The organism is Novosphingobium ovatum, assembly GCF_009909235.1.
GTDB classification, from domain to species: Bacteria; Pseudomonadota; Alphaproteobacteria; order Sphingomonadales; family Sphingomonadaceae; genus Novosphingobium; species Novosphingobium ovatum.
The window spans coordinates 183,035-205,535 of record NZ_JAAAPO010000002.1 but is presented as its reverse complement, the minus strand read 5'-3'; the positions used below and the strand labels follow the sequence as shown (position 1 = coordinate 205,535).

The window sequence follows — 22,501 nt, the reverse complement described above, 5'->3', positions numbered from 1 at the left end:
CATGTTTGACAAATACACCATCGATCCCGCCAGCCTTGCCAATGTCGGCCCGGCGGACGCCCCCACCGGCTTTGCCTTCACCACCAAGCTGGGCTATTATCGTGGCCTCGGCCTCTCCATGGTCGAGGACCTGAAGGTGTCACTGGACGGCGAGGCATTCCCGCGTGAGGCCATCACGTTTGACGATGGCAATGGCGCGCTCAGCCTTGACGAGATGGAGACCGCCTATGACCGCCGCTGGGTGTTTGGCGCGCCCGCGACCGTGACGGTGGCGCTGCCCGGCGGTTTCCCCGCTGGTGAGCACAAGCTGGCGCTGCAACAGCGCCTGCGCATCTCGTATATGCCCTTCCCCTCGTTCAACAACGACGAGAAGGTCGTCAGCCTGTGACGCGCGCGGGCGTTCGGCGCGGCATCGCCGCCGCTCTGGGGATGGCACTGGCCGTGCCCTGCGTGGCCGGGGCACACACACCCGACAGCGCCGCGCTGACCGTCCGCAACCGGGCGATCATGTCCGACTTCGCCCGCCTGTTCTATACCGAACGGGCGGTCGAACAGGCGTTCAACACCTATGTCGCGCCCGATTACATTCAGCACAACCCCGGTCTGGCCGATGGCCGGGCGGCGGCCATTGCCGCGCTGGCCCCAATGTTCGCCGACCGCCAGAAAAGCTTTGAGATCCGCAGAATCGTGGTCGATGGCGATCTGGCCGCGATCCACATCTTTGTCCGCCCCACGCCCGATGCGCGCGGCGCGGCGGTGGCCGATTTCTATCGGCTGAAAGACGGCAAAATCGTCGAGCATTGGGACATCATCCAACCCATCCCGGCGCAATCGGCCAATCCCCACCCGATGTTCTGAACCAAAACACAATTTGGAGAGAGAATGATGACGAGTGACCGTCGGCAATTCCTGACCGGCGCGGTGACCGCTGGCGCCATGGCCGCCGCCACCCCGGCACAGGCCGCGCGCAAAATCGCGCCAAAGCCGGTCAACCCCGCCTTCCCCAAGGGCTTCTTGTGGGGCGCGGCCACGGCCGCCTATCAGGTCGAAGGCAACAATGTCGCCTCTGACATCTGGCTGCTGGAGCGCACCACCCCCACCGTCTATGCCGAGCCGTCAGGCGATGCGGCCAACAGTTTCCTGCTGTGGGAACGCGATCTGGATCTGGTCAAAAGCCTGGGCCTCAATTCCTACCGTTTCAGCCTTGAATGGGCGCGGATCGAGCCGGAACAGGGCCAGTTCTCCATCGCCATGCTGGACCATTACAAGGCGATGATCGCGGGCTGCCACGCGCGCGGATTGACGCCGGTGGTGACGTTCAACCACTTTACCACGCCGCGCTGGTTTGCCGCGCTGGGCGGATGGCATGGCAATGATGCCCCCGCGTTGTTCGCCCGCTATTGCGACCGGGCCGCGCGCCATCTGGCCGATGGCATCACCTATGCCACCACGTTGAACGAGCCCAACCTGTCGGGCAAGCTGGGCGAATTGCTGCCCGGTGACCTGCTGGGCGCGGACAAGGCCATGGTCGAGGCCGCCGCCAAGGCGCTGGGCGTGCCGATCTATCAACCGGGCAACCCGCTATACACCCCCGACGGCGCGCGCACCCAGCGCCACCTGCTGGAAGGCCACCGTCTGGGCCGCGCCGCGATCAAGGCGGTGCGCGGCGACCTGCCGGTGGGCGTGTCGCTGGCCATGCTGGACGAACAGGCCGCCCCCGACCTGCCGCGTGGCAAGGTCAGCCTGCAGGCCAAAATGCGCGAGCATTACTATGGCGAATGGCTGCGTCTGGCCAAGGACAGCTGCGATTTTCTGGGCATCCAGAACTATGAACGCAGCGTCTGGGACGACAAGGGCAAGCGCCCCAACCCGCCCGGCGCCGTCACCAACACCATGGGCGCAGAGGTCTATCCCCCGTCCCTGGCCGGTGTCGCGCGCTATGCCCATGCGCAAACGGGCCTGCCGATCATGGTGACCGAACATGGCGTGGGGTCCGAACATGACGAAATCCGCGCCAACCTGATCCCGGCCGCGCTGACCGAGCTCAAGCGGGCGATGGACGATGGCGTGCCGGTGCTGGGCTATCTGCACTGGAGCTTGGTGGACAATTTCGAATGGGTGTTCGGCTATCGCATCCGCTTTGGCCTGTGCGAATTGAACCGCCAGACCTTCGAACGCAAGCCCAAGCCCAGCGCCGCCGTGTTGGGTCGCATCGCACGAGCCAACGCGCTGACCTGATCGCGCCGTCTCATCGCGCAGGCCAACGCGCTGCTGCACGTCTATCGGATGGATGGCCGCCTTGTCGCCGGGGCGGCCATCTGGCGATCAGAAAACCGGCTTGGTGGTCAAAAACGCCGATGTCATGCGTGCCAGATCTTCCTTCAACACCTCCCAATCGCCCTCCCACGCGGCGGTGGTGGACGAACCAAAGCCCAGATAACGGGCGATCGTGGCAAAGATGATGCGAAAGGCCGAATCCACCGCACGCATCGCGTCAGGCTGGGCAATCTCGGCCGAGAACAGCAGCAGCGATTCCTTGATCGCATTGGCGGTGCGGGCATAGGACGCCTTGCCCGTGGCCGCGACCAGCGGATCATCGGTCGCGCGCTGCATCAACGGGCGCATCACCTCTCCATGCTCGCGCAGGGTTTCGGCCATGGCGTTGATCAGCGCGACCACCAGATGTTGCAGGTTTTGCGCGCCGTTACGCGCGGCCCCCAGCTGTTCCATCATTTGTTGATCGACGCGTTCCAATACGCGCAACTGGACCGCATGCAGCAAGGCATCCTTGCTTTCGAACCGGTTGTAAATGGACCCGATCGACACCTTGCCCTTGCGGCTGACGTCCTGCAGCGTGAAATCGACCGACCCCTGCGCCACCATCAAGGCTTCGGCGGCGGCCAACATCCGCTCATAAGAAGCCCGCGAACGCCCCTGAACGGGCGCGCGCAGGGCCGTGGCAAGGCCAATATCCTGTTTCATGGTGCAAACCATTTCATGCTTTTTGCAACCACGTCAACTCTCCCTATTTTACAGAATCAGTGTTCTGATTTCCATAAAGGGATCACGTTGCTGCCCAATTCGCAAGCCGACATTGATCAGGAATGCATGATATACCGCCCGCGTGGGCCAGCGATCGCTCACCAGCTGTCGCTCAGGCTACCAGCCGCAAATGCCCACCCCCGCGCCGCGCGGTCAACGAGACATTGGCCACACCTTCAAACGCCGCGATCACCTCGGCCAGATCACCGTCCAGCGCGAAATCGCGGCCCAACCGCAGCAAAGGTTCCCGCGGGCCTCCCGTTTTCAACCGCACCAGCACCTCCCCCGTGCCCGCGCCGCGCGGCAACAGCGTGGCCAGCTCGCCAAACACCTCGGGCAAAGCCACGTCCAGCGTCAGCGTCATCCGCGCATTGGCCTTGACCTCGCTCAACGCCTGCGCGCCGCGCACGGTGACACGGGGCGGTTCCTCGGGGCTGGGGCTGTCCAGTTCGACCTGCAACAGGATGCAGGCGCCTTCCTTGGCCCATGTCAGGAAATTGTCGACCAGCGTTTCCTCAAAACAACTTGCCGAAAACTGGCCCGACTGGTCCGAAAATTCGGCCATGACAAAGTCCTTGCCGCGCTTGGTCTTGCGCTTGTTCACGCTTTCCACCATCGCGGCCATCACCGCGCCCGTGCGGCCCGCGACCGGGCTGGCGATCAGGCTGGCATGGGTGCGCGCGCCATTGGCGCTGGCCACGGCGCGCCATTGCTCCACCGGATGGGCGGCAAAGTAAAAGCCGAAATTCTCGCGCTCCTTGGCCATCTGCTCCTGACGGCTCCACGCGGGCGTGTCGATCAGGCGGATGCCCGCCGTGTCCTCGCCGCCAAACAGCCCGTGCTGGCCACTGGTACGCCCACGCTCGGCCTCTTCGGCGGCGGCCAGCAACATGTCGGCATTGGCCATCACCTTGGCCCGGTTCGGCTCCAGCGCGTCAAACGCACCCGCCGCCGCCAACCCTTCCAGCATACGGCGGTTCAACGTGCCATAGGGCGCGCGGGTGAACAGGTCCTCCAGACTGGCAAAGCGGCCATTAGCCTCGCGCTCGGCCACCACCTGCTCCATCGCCTTTTCGCCGACATTGCGGATGCCCGCCAGCGCATAGCGTACCTGATAGCTTTCGGTCGTGGGCTCGACGGTGAATTCGGCCTCGGAGTGGTTCAGGCACGGCCCGGCGATGGTGATGCCGTTGCGCCGCATATCGTCCACAAACACCGCCAGCTTTTCCGACTGATGCATATCGAAACACATCGCGGCGGCATAAAATTCCTGCGGGTAATGCGCCTTGAACCAAGCCGTCTGGTAGGCCAGCAAGGCATAGGCCGCCGCGTGACTCTTGTTGAAGCCATAGCCTGCGAACTTGTCGATCAAGTCGAACAATTCGTTGGCCTTGGCCGGCGGGATATCCGACAGCTTGCCGCAGCCTTCGACGAAGCGCAGGCGCTGGGCGTCCATTTCGGCCTGCACCTTTTTGCCCATGGCGCGCCGCAACAGGTCCGCGTCCCCCAGCGAATAGCCCGCCAGAATCTGCGCCGCCTGCATCACCTGTTCCTGATAGACGAAAATGCCATAGGTTTCAGACAGAATGCCCGACAGCTTGTCATGCGGGTACTCGATCGGGGCCAGCCCGTTCTTGCGCTGACCAAACAGCGGGATGTTGTCCATCGGGCCGGGGCGATACAGCGAGACGAGCGCGATAATGTCGCCAAAATTCGTGGGTTTCACCGCCGCCAGTGTACGCCGCATGCCTTCGGATTCCAGCTGGAACACGCCGACGGTATCGCCCCGCTTCAACAGGTCATACACATCGGCATCGTCCCACGGCAGCGTCGACAGATCGATCGAAATCCCCCGCCGCCCCAACAGATCCACCGCCTTGCGCAGGATCGAGAGCGTCTTCAGCCCCAGAAAGTCGAATTTGATCAGGCCCGTGTCCTCGACATATTTCATGTCGAATTGGGTCACCGGCATGTCGGAACGCGGATCGCGGTAGAGCGGGATCAACTTTTCCAGCGGGCGGTCACCGATCACCACGCCCGCCGCGTGGGTCGAACTGTTGCGCGGCATGCCCTCCAACTGCATCGCCAGATCGATCAGGCGCTTGACCTCGGGGTCGTTGTCATATTCGCGTTTCAGTTCCGACACGCCATTCAGCGCACGCTCCAGCGACCATGGATCGGTCGGATGGTTGGGCACCATCTTGGTCAGACGATCGACCTGACCATAGGACATTTGCAGGATGCGGCCGGTATCGCGCAGCACCGCGCGCGCCTTCAGCTTACCAAAGGTGATGATCTGCGCCACATGGTCCGCGCCATATTTGCGCTGGACATAGCGGATCACCTCGCCCCGCCGCGTTTCGCAAAAGTCGATGTCAAAGTCGGGCATCGACACGCGTTCGGGGTTGAGGAAACGTTCGAACAGCAGGCCCAGCTTGAGCGGGTCCAGATCGGTGATGGTCAGTGCCCACGCCACCAGACTGCCCGCGCCCGAACCGCGCCCCGGCCCGACGGGAATGTCGTTCTGTTTGGCCCATTGGATGAAATCGGCCACGATCAGGAAATAGCCGGGGAACCCCATGCGGATGATGATGCCGGTTTCGAAATCCAGCCGCCGGGCATATTCCAGAAAATCCTCGGTCACGCCCAGCGGGCGCAGCGCCTCATAGGCGGCGGTTCGCTCGTCCTCTGGCTTGGCAAGGGCAGCATCGATGGTGGCCTCGTCCACGCCCGGCCAATAGGGCGCCAGCCGCTTGGCCAACCCCTGCCGCGCCAGATCGACCATCATCCGCGCCTCGCCTTCCTTGTCGCCGGCCAGACTGGGCAGCAAAGGCTTGCGCTTGGGCGGGACATAGGCACAGCGCTGCGCCACCACCAGCGTGTTGGCCAATGCCTCGGGCAGGTCGGCGAACAGTTCCGCCATCACCTCGGCAGGCTTGACCCAGCATTGCGGGTTCGACCGCGCGCGTTCAGGCGCATCAACATGTGTGCTGCCCGCGATGCACAGCATCGCGTCATGCGCCTGCGTATCCTTGGCCTCGGCAAAATGGGCCTGATTGGTGGCCACCAGCGGAATGTCGCGGGCATAGGCCAGATCGATCAGCGCGTCCTCGGCCATATCCTCGGCCGGGTCGCCGGTGCGGGCCACCTCGACATACAGACGGTCGCCGAAACAGGCCTGCAACACATCGGCATAGCGCTCGGCGGCCTCCTGCTGCCCCTCGGCCAACAGGCGGGTCAATGCCCCCTGCCCGGCCCCGGTCAGACAGATCAGCCCTTCGGTATGGCCCTCCAGGTCAGCCAGCAGCACGTGGGGATCAAACTCCAGCGGGCGGTCCAGATGCGAGGCGCTGACCAGATGGCACAGGTTCAGCCAGCCCGCCTCGTTCTGGGCCAACAGCGCCAGCGCGTCGATCACCGGGGCGGCATTCATCCCGCCGCCACTGCTGCCGCCCATCTCCACCGGCCGCGCCACCGACAGCAATGTGCCGATGATCGGCTGAACCCCGGCATCCTTGCACGCTCCGGCATAGGCGGGCGCGACATACAACCCGTTGCGGTCGGTCACCGCCATCGCCGGGAAGCCGCGCGATTTGGCCAGCTTGGCCATGGCTTTGGGATCGATGGCCCCGTCCAGCATGGTATAGCTGGAAAAGACGCGCAGCGGGACAAAGGGGGCATAGGGCATGGGGTTCAGCCTATGGCGCAGCGGCGCGCCAGATCAATCAGGCGCCAGCCCGCGCCTGTTGATGCCCTGTGGGTAACGCTGTGGATTAGGCCAGCAGGCGAGCGATGTCGGCGGCAATGCGCTCTGGCTTTGCCGTGGGGGCATAGCGGCGCAGCACCCGGCCATCACGGTCAATCAGGAATTTGGTGAAATTCCATTTGATCTTTTGCGTGCCAAATATGCCGGGCGCATTGGCCTTCAGCCATTGCCACAGCGGCGGCGTGGCCGCTCCGTTCACCTCGACCTTGGCCATCAAGGGGAATGTCACCCCGTGGTTGACGCGACAGAACTGGGCGATCTCGTCGGCATCGCCCGGTTCCTGCCCGCCAAACTGGTTGCAGGGGAACGCCAGCACGGCAAACCCCTGCGCCCCAAACCGCCGCCACAACGCCTCCAGCCCGTCATATTGCGGGGTAAAGCCGCAATGGCTGGCGGTGTTGACCACCAGCACCACCTTGCCCAGATGCCCGGCCAAGGAGACCGCCTCGCCATTGGGCAGGGTCGCGGTGAAATCGGCGATCGTTTGCGGCGCGCCCACGGTGATCAGGCCGCGTGGGGGTAATCGTCGCGCGCGTACAATTCCATGATCTCATCCGCCTTCATGCGGTGATCACCGATGCGCTCGATCTCGTATTTGGTCCGCTCATCCGCGTTCAACAGTGCGATGTACCGCACCAGATCAGCCAGCGTCCCGTGGCGCACAGCCTTCAACTCGTCCAGCAGGCCGCCGCCGTCCGCCGCCAGATGCAGCGCGACCGTTTCGCTCCAGTCGATGGTGGTGGTCATGATCTTATCCTTCCCTGTTCAGGCCTTGGGCCAGACGATGTGCTACAGGATGTGGAACGCAACGCGCCCCGTTTCAAGCCCCCTTTGCACCGCAAGGCAGGCCCGCCCCATCACCCCTCGACCAACCGCCCGTCCTTCAACCGCAGTACACGGTCCATCGTGGCGGCCAGCCGCTCGTTATGGGTGGCGATCAAGGCCGAAGCGCCCGTATCGCGCACCAGACGCAACATTTCGGCCAACACCTTGTCCGATGTCGCCTCGTCCAGATTGCCGGTGGGTTCATCGGCCAGCACCAGCCGGGGGCGATTGGCCAGCGCGCGGGCCACGGCCACGCGCTGCTGCTCGCCGCCCGACAACTGGCTGGGCCGATGGTTCAGCCGCCCGCCCAAGCCCAGAGCGTTCAGCACATCGCGCGCCCGCGCCTCGGCCTCTGCCTGCGGGCGGTCGGCCACCAATCCGGCCAGCATGACATTTTCCACAGCCGTGAAATCGGGCAGCAGGTGGTGGAATTGATAGACAAAACCGATCGCCTCGCGCCGCAAGGCCGTGCGCGCATCGCCATTCAGCGCGCTGGCATCGCGCCCGGCGATGGCAATCTGCCCGCCAAAGCCGCCCTCCAGCAGACCAACGGCCTGCAACAGCGTGCTCTTGCCCGACCCCGATGGCCCCAACAGCGCGACGATCTCACCAGCGCGGATCGTCAGATCCACCCCGCGCAACACCTCGATCCGCGTGTCCCCTTGGGCAAAGGCGCGGGTCACCCCGGTCAGTTGCACAACCGCCTGCATTTGCCCCTCACTCATACCGCAACACCTGCACCGGATCAGTTTTGGCCGCCTTCATCGCCGGGAACAGCGTGAACACAAACGACAGCCCCAGCGCCATCGCCGCGATGCCGGCAATTTCCCACGGATCGGACCGGCTGGGCAGTTCTGTCAGAAAGCGGATTTTGGGGTCCCACAGGTTTTGCCCCGTGACAAATTGCACAGCGTTCACAACGCTTTGTCGGAAGAACAAAAAGACAAAGCCCAGCGCCAGCCCGGTCGCCGTTCCGGCCAGCCCGATCACCACGCCAATCGCCATGAATATCCGCATGATCGAGCGGCGCGATGCCCCCATCGTGCGCAAAATGGCGATGTCGCGGGTTTTGGCCCGCACCAGCATGATCAGGCTGGACAGGATGTTGAACACCGCCACCAGCACGATGATCGAGAGCACGGTGAACATCGCCACCCGCTCCACCGCCAGCGCCTGAAACAACTGGGCGTTGATCTCGCCCCAGTCATAGATTTTGGCGCGGCCCTGCAATTGGGGCTGCAACGGGGCCAGAATGGCCTGCACGCGGTCGGGGTCGATGGTGGTCACCTCGATCATGCCGATGGTGTCGCCCGACATCAACAGAGTCTGCGCATCCGGGATCGGCATGATGACAAAGGCGTTGTCGTAATCATACACCCCCACCTCGAACACCGCGCCGATGCGATAGGCGACCTGACGCGGCACCGTGCCAAACGGGGTGGAGCGCCCCACCGGGTTGATGACGGTGATCGTGTCGCCCACCCGCGCGCCCAGATTTTCGGCCAGCCGCGCGCCGATCGCCACGGCATTGGCGCCTTGGGCGATGTCGGCAATGCGGCCCTCGGTCACCTTTGGAGCCAGACGGGCGATGTCGTCACTGGTCTGGCCGCGCAACTGGATCGCCGCCACCCGCCCGTTGTACGTCACCAGCAAGGGCTGCTCGATCAACGGGCTGGCGCGCACCACGCCGGGGGTGGCGCGGGCGCGGGCCAATACGTCCTGCCAATTGTCCAGCCGCCCGCCATAGGCCTGAATGATCGCATGGCCGTTCAGGCCGACGATCTTGTCCAGCAATTCCGCGCGAAAGCCGTTCATCACGCTCATCACGATGACCAGCGCCGCCACGCCCAGCGCCACCGCCACCAGGCTAAGCCCGGCAACCAGCGCGATGAACGCCTCGCCACGGCCGGGCAGCAGGTAACGCCGCGCCATCGTCCATTCAAACGGAGACAGTATCAAGCCAAGGCCCTTTTACCCATGGGCGCGGCCCCTGCGGGCGCGCGGTCCTCTTTGGCCCAAGGCCTTAGGCCGGGCGCGCTGCCCACGCAACCGCCAAGACCACGCCCGGCCTGCGCCGGACACGCCATCCCACTGGCGTTGGTCAGAAAAGCCCTCGCCAAAGCGCACAAACCGGGGGTGCGTGGCAAGAAAAATTAACCAAGCTTGATTAGCCAAACGTCATGGACAAACTTCACCCTCGATCTACTCCGGTGATCGTGCCGCTGCTGGTGCTGGCCGGCTATATGCTGTGCACGGCAGTGGGCGTGGGACAGGTGCGCTTTTCCAACGGACTGAGCTTTATGTGGCCGGCCAACGCGCTGTTGGTGGCGGGACTGTCGCTGCGTGCTGACCCCGCCTGCCGCCACCGCATCCTGACCGCCGGGCTGATCGGCGGAATCGCGGCCATGCTGTATTTCGGCATCGGCATCATTTCCAGCATCGGCATGGCACTGGCAAACGTCACCGAGGCCGCCTTGGCGGCGCATATCCTGCGCCAACTGACCTATCGCCGCGACCCGGCCGACGGCGTGACGTGGATGATGCAATTGCTGGTGTCGATCGCGGCCGCGACGCCGATAATCAGTGCGGTGATTGCCACGCTCACGCTGATGTTCGGCACCGATGGGCTGATGGCCCCCACCTCGCCCGCAACGTTCTTCTTCAACTGGTATCTCAGCCATGCGCTCGGGCTGATCGTCTTCCTGCCCTGCGTCGTCACGCTGTTGCATGGCCAGCGCCGCACCGGCCACCCCCAAGGCTGGCGCCGCGCCGCCGCGCTGTTGGGCCAGATGGCGGTGATGGGCGGTGTCTGCGCCCTGTGTTTTGTCAACGCCAACGTGCCGTTGCTGTTCCTGCCGGTGCTGGTCATGGTGGCCACGATGGTCTGGGCCGAGCCGATTGGTCTGGTGCTGATGTTCCTGATGGTGGCGCTGATCGGCGGCTGGGCAACGGGGCATGAAATCGGCCAACTGGCGCGCACCTATCCCGATCAGGCAACGCGGGTCATTCATTTCCAGCTCTATCTGGGGCTGATCGCGCTGGGCGTGCTGCCGGTGGCCACGGCGGTGCAACAGATGCGCCAATTGCTGATCCGCCTGCGCGAAAGCGAAGCCCGATACCGGCTGCTGGCCGACCATTCGACCGATATCATCATGAGCACCGCGCCCGAGGGCGCGATCCGCTATGCCTCGCCATCGGTGCTGCAACTGGCCCAGCATCAGCCTGACGCGCTGATGGGTCAGAACGCGGTGCGGCTGATCGCCCCGCGTTTCCGCCGCAAGGTGGTCGAGGCGCATATGGAGGCAATCCGCAACCCCGGCCAAACGGTGGTGGTCGAATTTCTGGGCATCCCCCGCTTTGCCGAGGAACGCTGGTTCGAGGCGCATATGCGCGCCGTCCACGACCGTTTCGGTCAGGTGGAATGCGTTGTCAGCGTGATCCGCGACATGTCCGAACGCAAGGAATACGAGACCGCGCTGGCGCTGGCGGCGATGACCGACCCGCTGACCGGTCTGCCCAACCGCCGCCTGTTCCTCAAAGCCTTGGAGGAGTGCATCGCGCGCGGCCGTCCGGGCTGTGTCGCGCTGATCGATCTGGACCACTTCAAGATGGTGAATGACCGTTTCGGCCATGCGGCGGGCGACGCGGTGCTCAAGACCTTTGCCGAGGTGGCGCGGCAGGGGCTGCGCGCGACCGACACGCTGGCGCGCATCGGCGGCGAGGAATTCGCCCTTTTGCTGCCGGGAGCCAGTATCGAGGTGGCAGAAATGATCTGCGCCCGCCTGGGCATGAGCCTTAGCGCGGCCGTAACGCAATTTGGCGACGCGGAAATCAGCATCACCACCTCGATCGGGCTGGCGCGGCTGGGCCAGCACCCCGAAGACACGATGCGCGCCGCCGACGAAGCGCTGTACCAGTCCAAGGCCGCCGGCCGCGATCGCCTGTCGATCGCGGCATGATACCTGACTCTCGCGATCGCCTGTCGATCGCGGCATGATGCCTGACTCCCGCGATCGCCTGTCGATCGCGGCATAGCATCTGCCCCGGCGATCGCCTGCCGATCACGGAGTAACGCCCTGTTGCCGGGCGGGATCGTCACGACAACGCAACATTTGCGCCCGGTTCCCACCGAAAAGCCCGCTCCGCCTCTTGCCATCTGGGGCAACAAGCGCCAAATGCGCCCCGCCTGCCCCGGCGGGCCCCTCCCGTTCCACAACAGAGTCGCTGCACGGCATGACCCCCACCGATCACATCCAAGACACCGCCCCCTGGGACATTGGCGCCGATGGCGACACTCTGCACGAGGAATGCGGCATCTTCGGTGTCATCGGCGCACGCTCGGCCTCGTCCATGGTGGCGCTGGGCCTGCATGCGCTGCAACACCGCGGTCAGGAAGCGGTGGGCATCACCAGCTATGACGGCAATGCGGACGCTGGCGAATTCTTTGCCCATCGCGGCATTGGCCATGTGGCCCATGTGTTCAACAGCGCCGACCTGTTTGCCGAACTGCCGGGCAACATGGCGTCTGGCCATGTGCGCTATTCCACCACGGGCGGGTCTGGCCTGCGCAATATTCAGCCGCTGTTTGCCGATCTGGCCGGTGGCGGTTTCTCCATCGCGCATAACGGCAATCTGTCGAACGCGATGACGTTGAAGCTGGATCTGGTGCAAAAGGGCTCGATCTTCCAGTCGACCTCCGACACCGAGGTGATCATCCACCTCGTCGCCACCAGCCGCTATCCCACCCTGCTTGACCGTTTCGTCGACGCGCTGCGTCTGGTCGAGGGTGCCTATTCGCTGATCTGCATGACCAAGGAAGGCATGATCGCCTGCCGCGATCCGCTGGGCATCCGCCCGCTGGTGATGGGCCGGATCAAGGACGCCATCGTCTTTGCGTCCGAAACGGTCGCGCTGGACGTGGTGGGCGCCGAATTCATCCGCGAGGTCGAACCGGGCGAACTGGTGCAGGTGGACCATCAGGGGATCATCTCGTCGCATCGCCCGTTTGGCGATTTTGCCGGCCGCCCCTGCATTTTTGAACACGTCTATTTCAGCCGCCCGGATTCGGTGATGGGTGGCCGCAGCGTGTACGAGGCGCGCCGCGCCATCGGCATGGAACTGGCCAAGGAATCGCCCGCGGACGCCGATCTGGTGGTGCCGGTGCCCGATTCGGGCGTGCCCGCCGCCATCGGCTATGCCCAGCAAAGCGGCATCCCGTTCGAACTGGGCATCATCCGCAGCCACTATGTCGGCCGCACCTTTATCCAGCCCAGCGATGGCGCCCGCCACGCCGACGTCAAGCGCAAGCACAACGCCAACCGCGCGCTGGTCGAGGGCAAGCGCATCGTGCTGATCGACGATTCGATCGTGCGCGGCACCACTTCGCTCAAGATCGTGCAGATGATGCGCGACGCGGGCGCGGCCGAAGTGCACATGCGCATCGCCTCGCCGCCCACCAGCCACTCGTGCTTTTACGGCGTCGACACGCCCGAGCGGGAAAAGCTGCTGGCCGCGCGCATGGATCTGGAGGCGATGGCGGACTATATTCAGGCCGACAGTCTGGCCTTTGTCAGCATCGACGGCCTTTACCGCGCCGTGGGCGAAGATGTGCGCAAGCCGTCCTGCCCGCAATTCTGCGACGCCTGCTTTACCGGCGACTATCCCACCCGCCTGACCGATCTGATCGAAAGCGGCCGGGAGGCGTAAGATGACCGATACGGGCGCGTTTGCCGGACAGGTGGCGCTGGTCACCGGGGCCAGCCGCGGGATCGGCGCGGCAACCGCGCTGGCGCTGGCCGCGCAGGGCGCCCATGTCATCCTGACCGCCCGCGACACCAAGGCGCTGGAAGCCATCGAGGAGGCGATCCACGCCGCCGGGGGCACCGCCACCATCGCGCCGATGGATCTGACCGAACAGGACGCCATCGCCCGTCTGGCCACCGCCGTGGCCGAGCGTTGGGGCAAGCTGGACGTGCTGGTGATCAACGCGGGCGTGTTGCCGACTCTCTCGCCCGTGACCGATCTGAACCTGCCCGGTTTGAACAAGGCGATCGCCACCAACATGCTGGCGACTCAGGCGCTGTTGTCGCGGTTTGACCCGCTGTTGCGCAAGGCGCCATCCGGGCGGGTGATTGCGCTGACCACCCATCTGGCCCGCAACGCCCGCGCCTTTTGGAGCGGCTATGCCGCGACCAAGGCCGCGCAGGAAATGCTGGTCGAATGCTATGGGCAGGAAACGGCCAATATCAGCAAGGTACGCGTGGCGATCGTTGATCCGGGTGCCACCCGCACCGCCATGCGCGCCCGCGCCTATCCGGGCGAGGACCCCAAGAGCGTCAAGGCCCCCGAGGTCGTCGCCGATGCCATCGTCGACCTGCTTTTGCAGGAATTCCCTAGCGGCACGCGCCTGACCGTTAACCCGAAAGTATAATCGGCTCTTCACCGGCAATGGTGTAGGAACGGTTCTGTCTCCAGCGCCCTCTGGCGACATGCCGGGAATGGTCGGTGTGATAGGGCCAAACATGGTCCACCCATCGATCCGCGTGTCCCAATGCCCCGGCACCAACGCCTGAACGGCCAGATGGCCGGGGCGCGATCGGTGGCTCCCGCCACGCACACCCCCCGCATGCCGATCGCGCCCGCTTCAGGTGGTGGCTGATATCGGCACAAATGGCATCACCACCGCTTCGGCGCGGGCGATCCATTCCGCCTTTTCCCCCACCGGCGCGACATAATGCAGCGCGTCTGCCGCCGCCGCCCAACTGTCGCCGCGCGCGATCATCCACGCCGCCAGATAGATCGACGCCAAACACCCGCCCGCACTGGCCACAGACCCATGCGCAACAAAGGGCGCGTCCAGCACCTGCACCCCGGCCTCGGCCCCCCATGGCTTGGTGGTCAGATCCGTGCAGGCGGGCAACGTGCCGATAAGCCCCAGCCGCGCCAGCAACAGCGTGCCCGAACATTGCGCCCCGATGATCTGGCGGGCGGGGTCCAGACGCAATTGGTTCAGCAACCCCTGATCCTGCGCGATCTGGCGCGTGTATATGCCGCTGCCGATCAACACCGCCGGCCTCTGCGGCAAAATCTATGGCGCGTTGGCGCGTAACCGTCACGCCGTTCATCGATGTCACCTGCGGCGTGGGCGCGGTGATATGCGCCCTGCCCTGCACCACAGATCAGACGGCGCGGCGCGCAACAAGGCACTCACCCCTTGGCCTGCGCCCATTCCCATGCGCGCAGATCGCTGGGCGATGGCTGGGGCGTGTCCTTTGCCTTCATCGCCGCCCAAGCCGCCAGCGCCCGCTCGCGCCCTTCACGGTGCCCCACGATCGGCATGGGATAGCCACAGCGGCGGCGCGTCAATGGGTCGGGATCATGGATCTGATCATCGCCAAGCCCCGCCAGTTCGGGCACCCAGCGGCGGATATAGGCGCCTGCGTCAAACTTTTCCGATTGCACCAGCGGCGCCATGATCCGCACGAACAGGTTGGCGTCCACCCCGCTGCCCGCCGACCATTGCCAGTTCACCGCGTTCTGCGCGTAATCGGCGTCCAGCAACGTGTCCCAGAACCAGCGCTCCCCCGCGCGCCAATCGATCAACAGATGTTTGATCAGGAAACTGGCCGCGATCATCCGCACCCGGTTGTGCATCCAGCCCGACACCCACAGCTCGCGCATGCCAGCGTCCACAATGGGGTAGCCGGTGCGCCCCCCCTGCCACGCGGCCAGACCTTCGGGATCATCGCGCCACGGCAGGCTCTCGAAATCGGGCTTGGCCGGGCGGCTGCCGTAATCGGGGATCTGGTGGATGATGTTGGCGGCATAATCGCGCCACGCCAATTCGGACAGGAACGTGTCAGTACTACCGCCCAGATCCTGCGTTGCATGCCACAGGGTTGCCGGGCTGATCTCGCCAAAGGCCAGATGGGGCGACAACCGGCTGGTGCCCGATTGCGAAGGCAGGTTGCGTGTTTCGGCATAGACCCGCGCGTGGTCCAGAAAATCGGCCAAGCGCTGCTGCGCGCCCGCCTCACCGGGCGTCCATTCCGCAGCCATGCCCCCTGCCCAATCGGGCGCGGTGGGCAACAGACCCCAACTGTCCAGAGTTTCGCTGGCCGGCCAGCGGGTGGGTGCGGGGATGACATCTGGCGCGGGACGCGGCAGCGCGGGCGGCATCTGCGCCCGCAGCGCCCGCCAGAACGGCGTGTAAATGCGATAGGGCGTGCCAGAGCCACTGCGCACACTGCCGGGCGGCGCCAGATAATTGCCGTGATGCAGGCACAGGTTCAGCCCCCCGCGCAGCACGGCGCGTTCGGCATTTTGCCACCACGGTTCGACATGGTGCAACGCGTGGATGGCATGGGCGCGGGTTTCGATCATCAGACTGGCCAGCGCGACCTCGGCCCGGCCCCGGCGCAGGATCAACCGGCTGCCGCGCTGCTGCAGTGCCGCCTCCAGCGCGGCCAGACTGTGATACAACCACCACCGCGAAGCCCCACCCAAACGGCGATGGCGCGCGCCTTCGTCATCCAGCACATAGACCGGGATGACCGGCCGCCCACTGTCCACCGCCGCCAGCAAAGCGGCCTGATCCGCAACCCGCAAATCGCGGCGCAGCCACAGGATAACAGGAGCGACCTTCATCACGCAGGCGATACGCCCGCGCGGGCGGGCGCTCACCATGACCCTTGGGGCACATGCCCTTTGGGGCAAATACGTGGATAAATGCAAAAACGGCGCCCCCGGTCAGACCGGAAGCGCCGTTTTGAAAAACCAGACCGGCTGGCCGCAGCTTATTTCGGCGAGACAGTCTGCGGCGTCTTGGTCGCGTTATCGATGGCCAGCCCCAAGGTGGCTGCCGACATGATAGGTCCACCGATATTCAATACTTGCTGCAAACCGAGGCGAGCGCCCATACCGCTACCGCCGCCAAGGCCCGAACCGCCCACAGGGTGCACGCCTTCCCACCGCTGGCGCAATGCGCTCCACTTGTACGATTGACCGGTCGGACCGTCTGTCACCGTCTGCCCATCAACGGTGCCGGGCGCGGTCGGCTTACCAGCGCAGGCGCTGGACGAGCCCAAGACGCGGCCCTTGGCCGGACGCGCACAAGGAGCAGTGGAGACGACCGCCCGCGGCAAGGCGTCAACCGAACGAATCCCCTGCGGCCCAGGCGTAGCCGTCGCAGCAGCGGCATAAATTGCAAACAAAGTCAGTGACATAAAAAGTCCCTTTTACGCCTTTGCGCCAGCAACGGCATGCATTATTGCGCCGCATCATAAGCATGGCATAGGCATTTGTCCATATGCTCGCGCATGAACACCGCAAGGCAGGCACCTCAGACCGCCAAAACGGACGCAACACGGCTCCCCTTTACTGATAATAATGGCCTACAACCTTAATGAATGCATATGCCATTTACGAACATCATGACAAGAGGACTGCAACGCCGGTAAATTCCGCCAAAGATCTGGCACCCATCCTGTCCTGCCCCATTTGCAATGGGGACATTTCCGCAAATCTGGCATGCCTGAACTGCGGCAAAACCTTTCCGGTGCTGAATGATCAACCCGCGATGTTCAATTTTGACAAAAGCATATTTACGCGCGACGGCATCGTGCCAAATCTTGAACACCGCATATCCGGCATGAAGTCATCCACACTCGGCCGCCTGTTGCAAAACATCACCTACGGCGGGCCATCAGAGCAATCCAAAGCCAATGTCGATGCACTGGTCAAAATTTGCGAAGCCAGGAATAACCCAAGAGTGCTGATCATCGGCGGCGGAACTGTCGGCACCCTGGCAGAGCTGTATGGACGCGAGGCGATCAACATCGTGGGAACCGATGTCTATGCATCGGACATCACCACGCTTGCCTGCGACGCCCATCACATGCCGTCCAAAGATGGCGTGTTTGATGCGGTCGTCATACAGGCGGTTTTGGAGCACGTGCTGGACCCGGCCCTGGTCGTGCATGAGATCTTTCGCGTGCTGGCGGATGATGGCGTGGTTTATGCCGAAACGCCGTTCATGCAGCATGTCCATGAAGGCGCGTATGACTTCACGCGCTTTACCCGGTCCGGCCACCGATGGCTTTTCCGCAACTTCACGCAAATCCGCGCGGGCTCACTGCTTGGCCCGGGCATCATGCTGCTTTGGTCGATACGCTATTTCCTGCGATCATTGGGTTTTGGCGCAAAGTTGACGGCGCTGATCACGTCCTGTTTTTTCTGGATCCGGTTTATCCAGTCACGGCAAAATGCGCCGCAGAACGATGACGCTTCCAGCGGCTTTTTCTTTATGGGCACAAAATCGCAAAGCCCACTGCGGGCAAACCAAATGCCCGCCTATTACGATGCGCGGTAATGAGGTCATGGCCGCGCGCTGATCGGCGTATCAGGGCCTTTGGAATACAGGCACTGTGCAAATAGGCGCCGCAGGGATCAGACCGGAGGTGCATCTTCGACAGGCCGCACGTCATCCACATGCCGCGCGCCGCGCTGGCGGAAGGCTTCGCGGGCCTCATAACGCGCAATATCGCCCAACTCCTGCCAGCCAACCCGCAACACGGTGTCATCGTCGAAAACGGCGTTTTGAAACGACGCATTCACCAAATGACGTGCCGAAGGCATGATGGCTCCGTCCAACGAGACCCCATCGACGGTTGCGTAACGCAAATCTGCCCGCCCCAAATCGCTACCTTGCAATTGCGCCTTTTCCATCACTGCACCAACCAAGGACGCGCCGTTACATTTGGCGTGACGCAAGTCAGATTCAGACCAGTCAGATGCCTGCGCTTTTGCAAAACGCAGACGGGCCGCCTCCATCCGCGCGCCGGCAAAACATGCCCCCATCAACATTGCGCCAGTCAGGTCGACGCCCACCATCGTGGCTTTGGCAAAGCTAGTGCCGATGAACGATCCTCGCGCCAGCGTCGCCCCCTGATCCAGTTCAACCCACTCAAAATCCAAAAGATCGAACCGGCGCCTTTGCAAAGGATATCCGCTGCGCAGGACGGCGCGCCATTCCTCGCGCAGAATGGCCGCCCGTTCACGATCAACACGATTCATCTGTATTCGGGCATCAGTAATCGCGCCATCAATCCACTCGTCCAAATCCTTCACACCTTGCCTCATCCTTTCAGGGATTTGGCTGACCAATTCCGCCAACGCCGCATTCCGCTCCATCGCGGCGGCATGCCCGGTCATGAACAGTTCAAACGCGGCGCGTTTCAGTTCTTCGCCCTTTTCACCCCGCAAATAGGGGCGCAATCGCTGTAGAGCGGTGATCTGCAACACATTGCGCACGTCTGGATCGATGCCCGCAGCAAAGTCCCCCGCCGCCTGCAACTGGATTTCGGCGTATTCCTTCAGGTGCCGATCAGCATCCACACCCTGTTGCTGGCGCTCTTTCAATCGCAAGTCCTCGGCCTTTTTGTCCAAATCCTCGCGCTTCAGCGTCAGGTCCCGCCGCACATTTACGTCGCGCCAGTGCCAGAACGCCAAGCCGACAACCGCCGCCAGCACAACGCCCAGCGCGCCAAAGCGGTCTTTCCATTCAGGCGCGTGATCTTGCCCCAGATCATAGAAGAACAGCGGCCCCAAAATCGGGCCGCGCCGCACCCAATCGCGCACAGGCGCCAGCACATCCCAACGCGCGACAAGATCGAAACAAAAGAGTGCGGCAAAAACCGCCGCGACCAGAAACAGCAGCTTCAATGGCCGACAATAGCGCGCATCTTCGGCACAGGGCGCAAACAACGCGGCCCGATACGGCCACGCATAAAGGGCACCCCCAACGACCGCCACAAACGTAAAAGCAAAACCCATAACGCCCCTCCCCCAGCACATTACGGCAGACAGGGCGATGGTGGAAGTGGAAGAGCATGCGCATCGCCCCGCTTACCCACAGCAGATCAGCACTTTAGCCCCCATGCACCGCCCGCCACGACAGGCTCTGTCCTACACCCCGCCCACGGCGATATGATCGCGCCCGCAGCCGCCACGAAGCGCGCCGCCCACAGGGCCGCCGCCGCGCCGCGATGCCGCCTATGCGCCATGCCGATGGGGCCGCCACGCTGACCACAGCGCTGCCGCCCATCGCCGCGCGATGATGCTGCCCCCCCTGCCCGCTCTTTGCCATCGTTGGTCCAGCATTGCCCACGCGCATCCGGCGCGTTTTTTTCTGGCTTTTGTACATAGCGCCCCCGCGCATGGGTTTTATCAACTTGCATTTGGCGCAACCATCAACTTGCCCCCCCGCAATCCGCCCAAACCCGCGCAAATCCGCTTGCTTTGCCCGCCAAAATCGCTATGGGCCGCAACCTACTGCAAGTGCGGATGTCGCAGCCCGCGCCACAGGTTATGCGAAGAAAGCCGGAGGGGCCCCGCAATCCCGCGGATCAGCCAGCGATCGGTTATCATGATGAAGGAAGCTGCCGTGGCTCTTTATGAGCACGTGTTCCTGGCCCGCCAGGACCTGAGCCAAGCGCAAGTTGATGCGCTGGCCGCCACCGCCACCGAGATCATCGAGTCCAACGGGGGCAAGGTCACCAAGACCGAAACCTGGGGTCTCAAGAGCCTCGCCTACAAGATCAAGCGCAATCGCAAGGCGCACTTTGTGATGCTGAACGTGGAAGCCCCCGCCGGCGTCACCGCCGAGCTGGAGCGCCAGATCGGCATCAACGAAGACATCATCCGCTTCATCACCGTCCGCGTTGATGAGCTGGAAGCTGGCCCGTCGGTCCAGATGCGCAAGAACGACCGCGAGCGCAGCCGTCGCCGCGAACGCGAGGAGGCTTGATCCATGGCTCGTGCATTTTTCCGTCGTCGCAAGAGCTGCCCCTTCTCGGGCAAGAACTCGCCCAAGATCGACTACAAGGACATCCGCCTGCTGCAGGGCTTCATGTCTGAACGTGGCAAGATCGTTCCCAGCCGCATCACCGCCGTTTCGGCCAAGAAGCAGCGCGAACTGAGCCAGGCGATCAAGCGCGCCCGTCACCTGGGCCTGCTGCCCTACCTCGTCAAGTAAGGGAGAAGACCCATGCAGATCATTCTCCTCGAACGCATCGAGAAGCTGGGCCAGATCGGCGATGTCGTGTCCGTCAAGGACGGCTACGCCCGCAACTTCCTGCTGCCCAACAAGAAGGCGCTGCGCGCCAACGAAGCCAACCGCAAGGTTTTCGAAGCCCAGCGCGAAGAAATCCTGAAGCGCAACGAAGCCGCCCGCGAGGCTGCTGTTGCCCAGTCGGGCGACGTTGACGGCAAGCAGGCTGTGCTGATCCGCGCCGCCTCGAACGCTGGCCACCTGTATGGTTCGGTGTCGGTCCGTGACATCGTCGATGCCCTGAACGCCGATGGCGCCAAGGTCAGCAAGGCGATGATCGTGCTGGAACGCCCGATCAAGACCATCGGCGTGTTCGACGTTCGCGTCGCTCTGCACCCCGAAGTGTCGGTGAACGTCAAGGTGAACGTTGCCCGTTCGCCCGACGAAGCCGAACTGCAGTCGCAGGGCGTGGACGTCATGGCCGCGATGTTTGACACCGAAACCGGTGGCTTCACCGAAGCGTATGATCCCAATGCCGAACCGGGCGAAATCCCGGCCGACTTGCTGGACGACGCTGCCGAGGCCGACGCCGAGTAATCGGTTCGCCGCGTCAACGGGTTGCCGCAAGGCACAAGAATTGGGGCGCCGGGGGAAACCTCGGCGCCCTTTTTCCATGCCTGCCGCGACAGCAGCGGGCACACAAAAAGGGCCGGCGCGCCGTTTGACGCACCAGCCCCATTTGCCAACGCGCTGGCTTACTTGGCAGGCTGCGCGGCCGCCGGCAGACGCAGGAAACGCGCCGCGTTGTTATACAGGATGTCGCGCTTTTGCTGCGGCGTCAGATAGTCGGCGTTCTGCACGATGCTGATCGAATAGGCCATCAGCTTGGGCCACATCATCTGATCGGTACCAAACATGATGCGGTCGCCAAAACCGCCATCGACGATCCGCTTGATATAGGCATTCACTTCCTTCAGCGGATACGACCAGACCAGACCGGCGATATCGACATGGACATGGCTGTTGGCCTGCAACAGCGTCAGCAGGTTTTCGGCCATGGGATAGCCGGCATGCATGATCCACACCCGCAGCTTGGGGTGGCGTGCCAGCAGTTCCTCCAGCAGCAGCGGATTGCCCATCGAGCCACGGAATTTGGGCATGGCGACATTGGCGCGCCCCGAACCGCCCGTGCCCATATGGATGGCAACCGGAATGTCCAGCTTTTCGGCCAGAGCGAAATAGGGTTCGGCGCGCTCATCGCTGGGCGAAATGCCCTCATATTGCAGGCCGATCTCGCCCATCACCTTGAACCCGCCCTCGGTAAAGGCCAGTTCCAGCATCTTCAACTGCGCCGGATCGGCGCCATTGGCCACGCTGTTGAAACCGGTACCGGGGATCACCCGGCCGGGGGCGGCGGCCATGAACTTCTTGACGTCGTCCGGCTTGCCAAACACCACGGCGGTGACGTTCAACCGCTTCATCTCGGCCGCGACATCGCTCAGATACTGGCCCGGCGCGGACGGATACAGGCGCGGGCTGCAATCCTCGCCCGACCAGCCGAACGGCGCCTCGGGGCCTTTGGGATCGGACGCCAGGAATTGCGCGGCGTTGGGGCATACCGTCATGCCACCACCGGGAAACTCGCCCGCGTGGACGTGCACGTCGATCACCGGCGGCGGATCACCCGCGGGCGCGGCCAAAGCGGGCGCGGTCAGGGCGGCGGCCCCAACAATGACAGCGCTGACAGAAATCGACCGGCGAATACGGCCCTTCAGGATGCTCCTGATCGTCATGGTTTTGTCCCTCTTGTGCAAATGGTG

The 22,501-nt window shown here is 63.7% G+C and carries 20 protein-coding genes and 1 pseudogene; 10 read left to right on the top strand and 11 right to left on the bottom strand.

From position 1 onward, the window contains the following. Position 1: 1 nt before the first annotated feature. The 3 genes from GTZ99_RS05180 to GTZ99_RS05170 are packed head-to-tail and all read left to right on the top strand — an operon-like array spanning position 2 to position 2,238. On the top strand, positions 2 to 388 hold the full coding sequence (locus tag GTZ99_RS05180; protein ID WP_161717227.1) for a C-glycoside deglycosidase beta subunit domain-containing protein: 387 nt from the start codon (positions 2 to 4) through the stop codon (positions 386 to 388). Continuing rightward, positions 385 to 858: a nuclear transport factor 2 family protein gene (locus tag GTZ99_RS05175; RefSeq protein ID WP_320076636.1), complete on the top strand. Its 474-nt coding sequence runs from the start codon at positions 385 to 387 to the stop codon at positions 856 to 858. Before GTZ99_RS05180 ends, GTZ99_RS05175 begins: the two co-directional genes overlap by 4 nt. A gap of 27 nt (positions 859 to 885) precedes the next feature. Next, positions 886 to 2,238, top strand: a complete 1,353-nt coding sequence (locus tag GTZ99_RS05170) for a glycoside hydrolase family 1 protein (RefSeq protein WP_161717226.1) — start codon at positions 886 to 888, stop codon at positions 2,236 to 2,238. Between the two features lie 87 nt (positions 2,239 to 2,325). Here GTZ99_RS05170 and GTZ99_RS05165 read toward each other — a convergent pair whose 3' ends face one another. From GTZ99_RS05165 to GTZ99_RS05140, 6 genes are all read right to left on the bottom strand, one after another. Beyond that, entirely contained in the window at positions 2,326 to 2,982 is a 657-nt protein-coding gene (locus tag GTZ99_RS05165; protein ID WP_161717225.1) for a TetR/AcrR family transcriptional regulator, read from the bottom strand. 172 nt (positions 2,983 to 3,154) lie between these two features. Continuing rightward, positions 3,155 to 6,730: a DNA polymerase III subunit alpha gene (gene dnaE / locus GTZ99_RS05160; protein ID WP_161717224.1), complete on the bottom strand. Its 3,576-nt coding sequence runs from the start codon at positions 6,728 to 6,730 to the stop codon at positions 3,155 to 3,157. Positions 6,731 to 6,815: 85 nt separating this feature from the next. Continuing rightward, positions 6,816 to 7,307, bottom strand: a complete 492-nt coding sequence (locus GTZ99_RS05155) for a glutathione peroxidase (protein WP_161717223.1) — start codon at positions 7,305 to 7,307, stop codon at positions 6,816 to 6,818. A gap of 5 nt (positions 7,308 to 7,312) precedes the next feature. Beyond that, positions 7,313 to 7,555 carry a hypothetical protein gene (locus GTZ99_RS05150; protein WP_161717222.1) on the bottom strand — a complete coding sequence of 81 codons (243 nt, stop codon included), beginning with the start codon at positions 7,553 to 7,555 and terminating at the stop codon, positions 7,313 to 7,315. Between the two features lie 110 nt (positions 7,556 to 7,665). Beyond that, positions 7,666 to 8,343 (bottom strand): ABC transporter ATP-binding protein, encoded by a 678-nt coding sequence (locus GTZ99_RS05145; protein WP_161717651.1) that lies wholly within the window; start codon positions 8,341 to 8,343, stop codon positions 7,666 to 7,668. 7 nt (positions 8,344 to 8,350) lie between these two features. Beyond that, positions 8,351 to 9,592 (bottom strand): lipoprotein-releasing ABC transporter permease subunit, encoded by a 1,242-nt coding sequence (locus tag GTZ99_RS05140; RefSeq protein ID WP_161717221.1) that lies wholly within the window; start codon positions 9,590 to 9,592, stop codon positions 8,351 to 8,353. A gap of 221 nt (positions 9,593 to 9,813) precedes the next feature. On the opposite strand from GTZ99_RS05140, the gene GTZ99_RS05135 reads away from it, so the two are divergent. The 3 genes from GTZ99_RS05135 (at position 9,814) to GTZ99_RS05125 (ending at position 14,063) form a co-directional block, all read left to right on the top strand. Next, positions 9,814 to 11,592 (top strand): sensor domain-containing diguanylate cyclase, encoded by a 1,779-nt coding sequence (locus GTZ99_RS05135; protein WP_161717220.1) that lies wholly within the window; start codon positions 9,814 to 9,816, stop codon positions 11,590 to 11,592. 274 nt (positions 11,593 to 11,866) lie between these two features. Further along, a complete protein-coding gene (gene purF, locus GTZ99_RS05130; protein ID WP_161717219.1) occupies positions 11,867 to 13,339 on the top strand; it encodes an amidophosphoribosyltransferase in 1,473 nt (490 codons plus the stop codon). 1 nt (position 13,340) lies between these two features. Continuing rightward, complete coding sequence (locus GTZ99_RS05125) at positions 13,341 to 14,063, top strand: SDR family NAD(P)-dependent oxidoreductase (RefSeq protein WP_161717218.1); 723 nt, start codon at positions 13,341 to 13,343, stop codon at positions 14,061 to 14,063. Positions 14,064 to 14,276: 213 nt separating this feature from the next. Here GTZ99_RS05125 and GTZ99_RS05120 read toward each other — a convergent pair. The 3 genes and pseudogenes from GTZ99_RS05120 to GTZ99_RS05110 all read right to left on the bottom strand — a co-directional run. After that, positions 14,277 to 14,793 (bottom strand): annotated as a pseudogene (locus tag GTZ99_RS05120) (AraC family transcriptional regulator); the annotation flags it as partial. Between the two features lie 46 nt (positions 14,794 to 14,839). After that, on the bottom strand, positions 14,840 to 16,318 hold the full coding sequence (locus tag GTZ99_RS05115; protein ID WP_227711112.1) for a cryptochrome/photolyase family protein: 1,479 nt from the start codon (positions 16,316 to 16,318) through the stop codon (positions 14,840 to 14,842). A gap of 110 nt (positions 16,319 to 16,428) precedes the next feature. Continuing rightward, positions 16,429 to 16,857: a hypothetical protein gene (locus tag GTZ99_RS05110; RefSeq protein ID WP_161717217.1), complete on the bottom strand. Its 429-nt coding sequence runs from the start codon at positions 16,855 to 16,857 to the stop codon at positions 16,429 to 16,431. 179 nt (positions 16,858 to 17,036) lie between these two features. Between GTZ99_RS05110 and GTZ99_RS05105 the strand changes: the two genes are divergently transcribed. Continuing rightward, positions 17,037 to 18,002: a class I SAM-dependent methyltransferase gene (locus GTZ99_RS05105; RefSeq protein ID WP_161717216.1), complete on the top strand. Its 966-nt coding sequence runs from the start codon at positions 17,037 to 17,039 to the stop codon at positions 18,000 to 18,002. A gap of 77 nt (positions 18,003 to 18,079) precedes the next feature. Here the strand turns inward: GTZ99_RS05105 and GTZ99_RS05100 are convergent, their stop codons facing one another. Next, a complete protein-coding gene (locus tag GTZ99_RS05100) occupies positions 18,080 to 19,465 on the bottom strand; it encodes a pentapeptide repeat-containing protein (RefSeq protein WP_161717215.1) in 1,386 nt (461 codons plus the stop codon). A 610-nt stretch (positions 19,466 to 20,075) separates the two neighbouring features. Between GTZ99_RS05100 and rpsF the strand changes: the two genes are divergently transcribed. The 3 genes from rpsF to rplI are packed head-to-tail and all read left to right on the top strand — an operon-like array spanning position 20,076 to position 21,278. After that, positions 20,076 to 20,438 carry a 30S ribosomal protein S6 gene (gene rpsF / locus GTZ99_RS05095; RefSeq protein ID WP_161717649.1) on the top strand — a complete coding sequence of 121 codons (363 nt, stop codon included), beginning with the start codon at positions 20,076 to 20,078 and terminating at the stop codon, positions 20,436 to 20,438. Between the two features lie 3 nt (positions 20,439 to 20,441). Next, entirely contained in the window at positions 20,442 to 20,666 is a 225-nt protein-coding gene (gene rpsR, locus GTZ99_RS05090) for a 30S ribosomal protein S18 (protein ID WP_161717214.1), read from the top strand. Positions 20,667 to 20,678: 12 nt separating this feature from the next. Beyond that, the gene (gene rplI / locus GTZ99_RS05085) at positions 20,679 to 21,278 is read left to right on the top strand and encodes a 50S ribosomal protein L9 (RefSeq protein WP_161717213.1); all 600 of its coding nucleotides are present in this window, start codon (positions 20,679 to 20,681) and stop codon (positions 21,276 to 21,278) included. A 158-nt stretch (positions 21,279 to 21,436) separates the two neighbouring features. Here the strand turns inward: rplI and GTZ99_RS05080 are convergent, their stop codons facing one another. Continuing rightward, positions 21,437 to 22,474: an amidohydrolase family protein gene (locus GTZ99_RS05080; RefSeq protein WP_161717212.1), complete on the bottom strand. Its 1,038-nt coding sequence runs from the start codon at positions 22,472 to 22,474 to the stop codon at positions 21,437 to 21,439. Positions 22,475 to 22,501: the final 27 nt, after the last annotated feature.

Excerpts from the sequence above, each read along its gene's own strand:
- GTZ99_RS05180 (WP_161717227.1), top strand. The coding sequence starts at position 2 with ATGTTTGACAAATACACCATCGATCCCGCCAGCCTTGCCAATGTCGGC.
- GTZ99_RS05170 (WP_161717226.1), top strand. The coding sequence starts at position 886 with ATGACGAGTGACCGTCGGCAATTCCTGACCGGCGCGGTGACCGCTGGC.
- GTZ99_RS05165 (WP_161717225.1), bottom strand. The coding sequence starts at position 2,982 with ATGAAACAGGATATTGGCCTTGCCACGGCCCTGCGCGCGCCCGTTCAG.
- dnaE (WP_161717224.1), bottom strand. The coding sequence starts at position 6,730 with ATGCCCTATGCCCCCTTTGTCCCGCTGCGCGTCTTTTCCAGCTATACC.
- GTZ99_RS05150 (WP_161717222.1), bottom strand. The coding sequence starts at position 7,555 with ATGACCACCACCATCGACTGGAGCGAAACGGTCGCGCTGCATCTGGCG.
- GTZ99_RS05145 (WP_161717651.1), bottom strand. The coding sequence starts at position 8,343 with ATGCAGGCGGTTGTGCAACTGACCGGGGTGACCCGCGCCTTTGCCCAA.
- GTZ99_RS05135 (WP_161717220.1), top strand. The coding sequence starts at position 9,814 with ATGGACAAACTTCACCCTCGATCTACTCCGGTGATCGTGCCGCTGCTG.
- purF (WP_161717219.1), top strand. The coding sequence starts at position 11,867 with ATGACCCCCACCGATCACATCCAAGACACCGCCCCCTGGGACATTGGC.
- GTZ99_RS05125 (WP_161717218.1), top strand. The coding sequence starts at position 13,341 with ATGACCGATACGGGCGCGTTTGCCGGACAGGTGGCGCTGGTCACCGGG.
- GTZ99_RS05115 (WP_227711112.1), bottom strand. The coding sequence starts at position 16,318 with ATGGTGAGCGCCCGCCCGCGCGGGCGTATCGCCTGCGTGATGAAGGTC.
- GTZ99_RS05110 (WP_161717217.1), bottom strand. The coding sequence starts at position 16,857 with ATGTCACTGACTTTGTTTGCAATTTATGCCGCTGCTGCGACGGCTACG.
- GTZ99_RS05105 (WP_161717216.1), top strand. The coding sequence starts at position 17,037 with ATGAATGCATATGCCATTTACGAACATCATGACAAGAGGACTGCAACG.
- GTZ99_RS05100 (WP_161717215.1), bottom strand. The coding sequence starts at position 19,465 with ATGGGTTTTGCTTTTACGTTTGTGGCGGTCGTTGGGGGTGCCCTTTAT.
- rpsR (WP_161717214.1), top strand. The coding sequence starts at position 20,442 with ATGGCTCGTGCATTTTTCCGTCGTCGCAAGAGCTGCCCCTTCTCGGGC.
- rplI (WP_161717213.1), top strand. The coding sequence starts at position 20,679 with ATGCAGATCATTCTCCTCGAACGCATCGAGAAGCTGGGCCAGATCGGC.
- GTZ99_RS05080 (WP_161717212.1), bottom strand. The coding sequence starts at position 22,474 with ATGACGATCAGGAGCATCCTGAAGGGCCGTATTCGCCGGTCGATTTCT.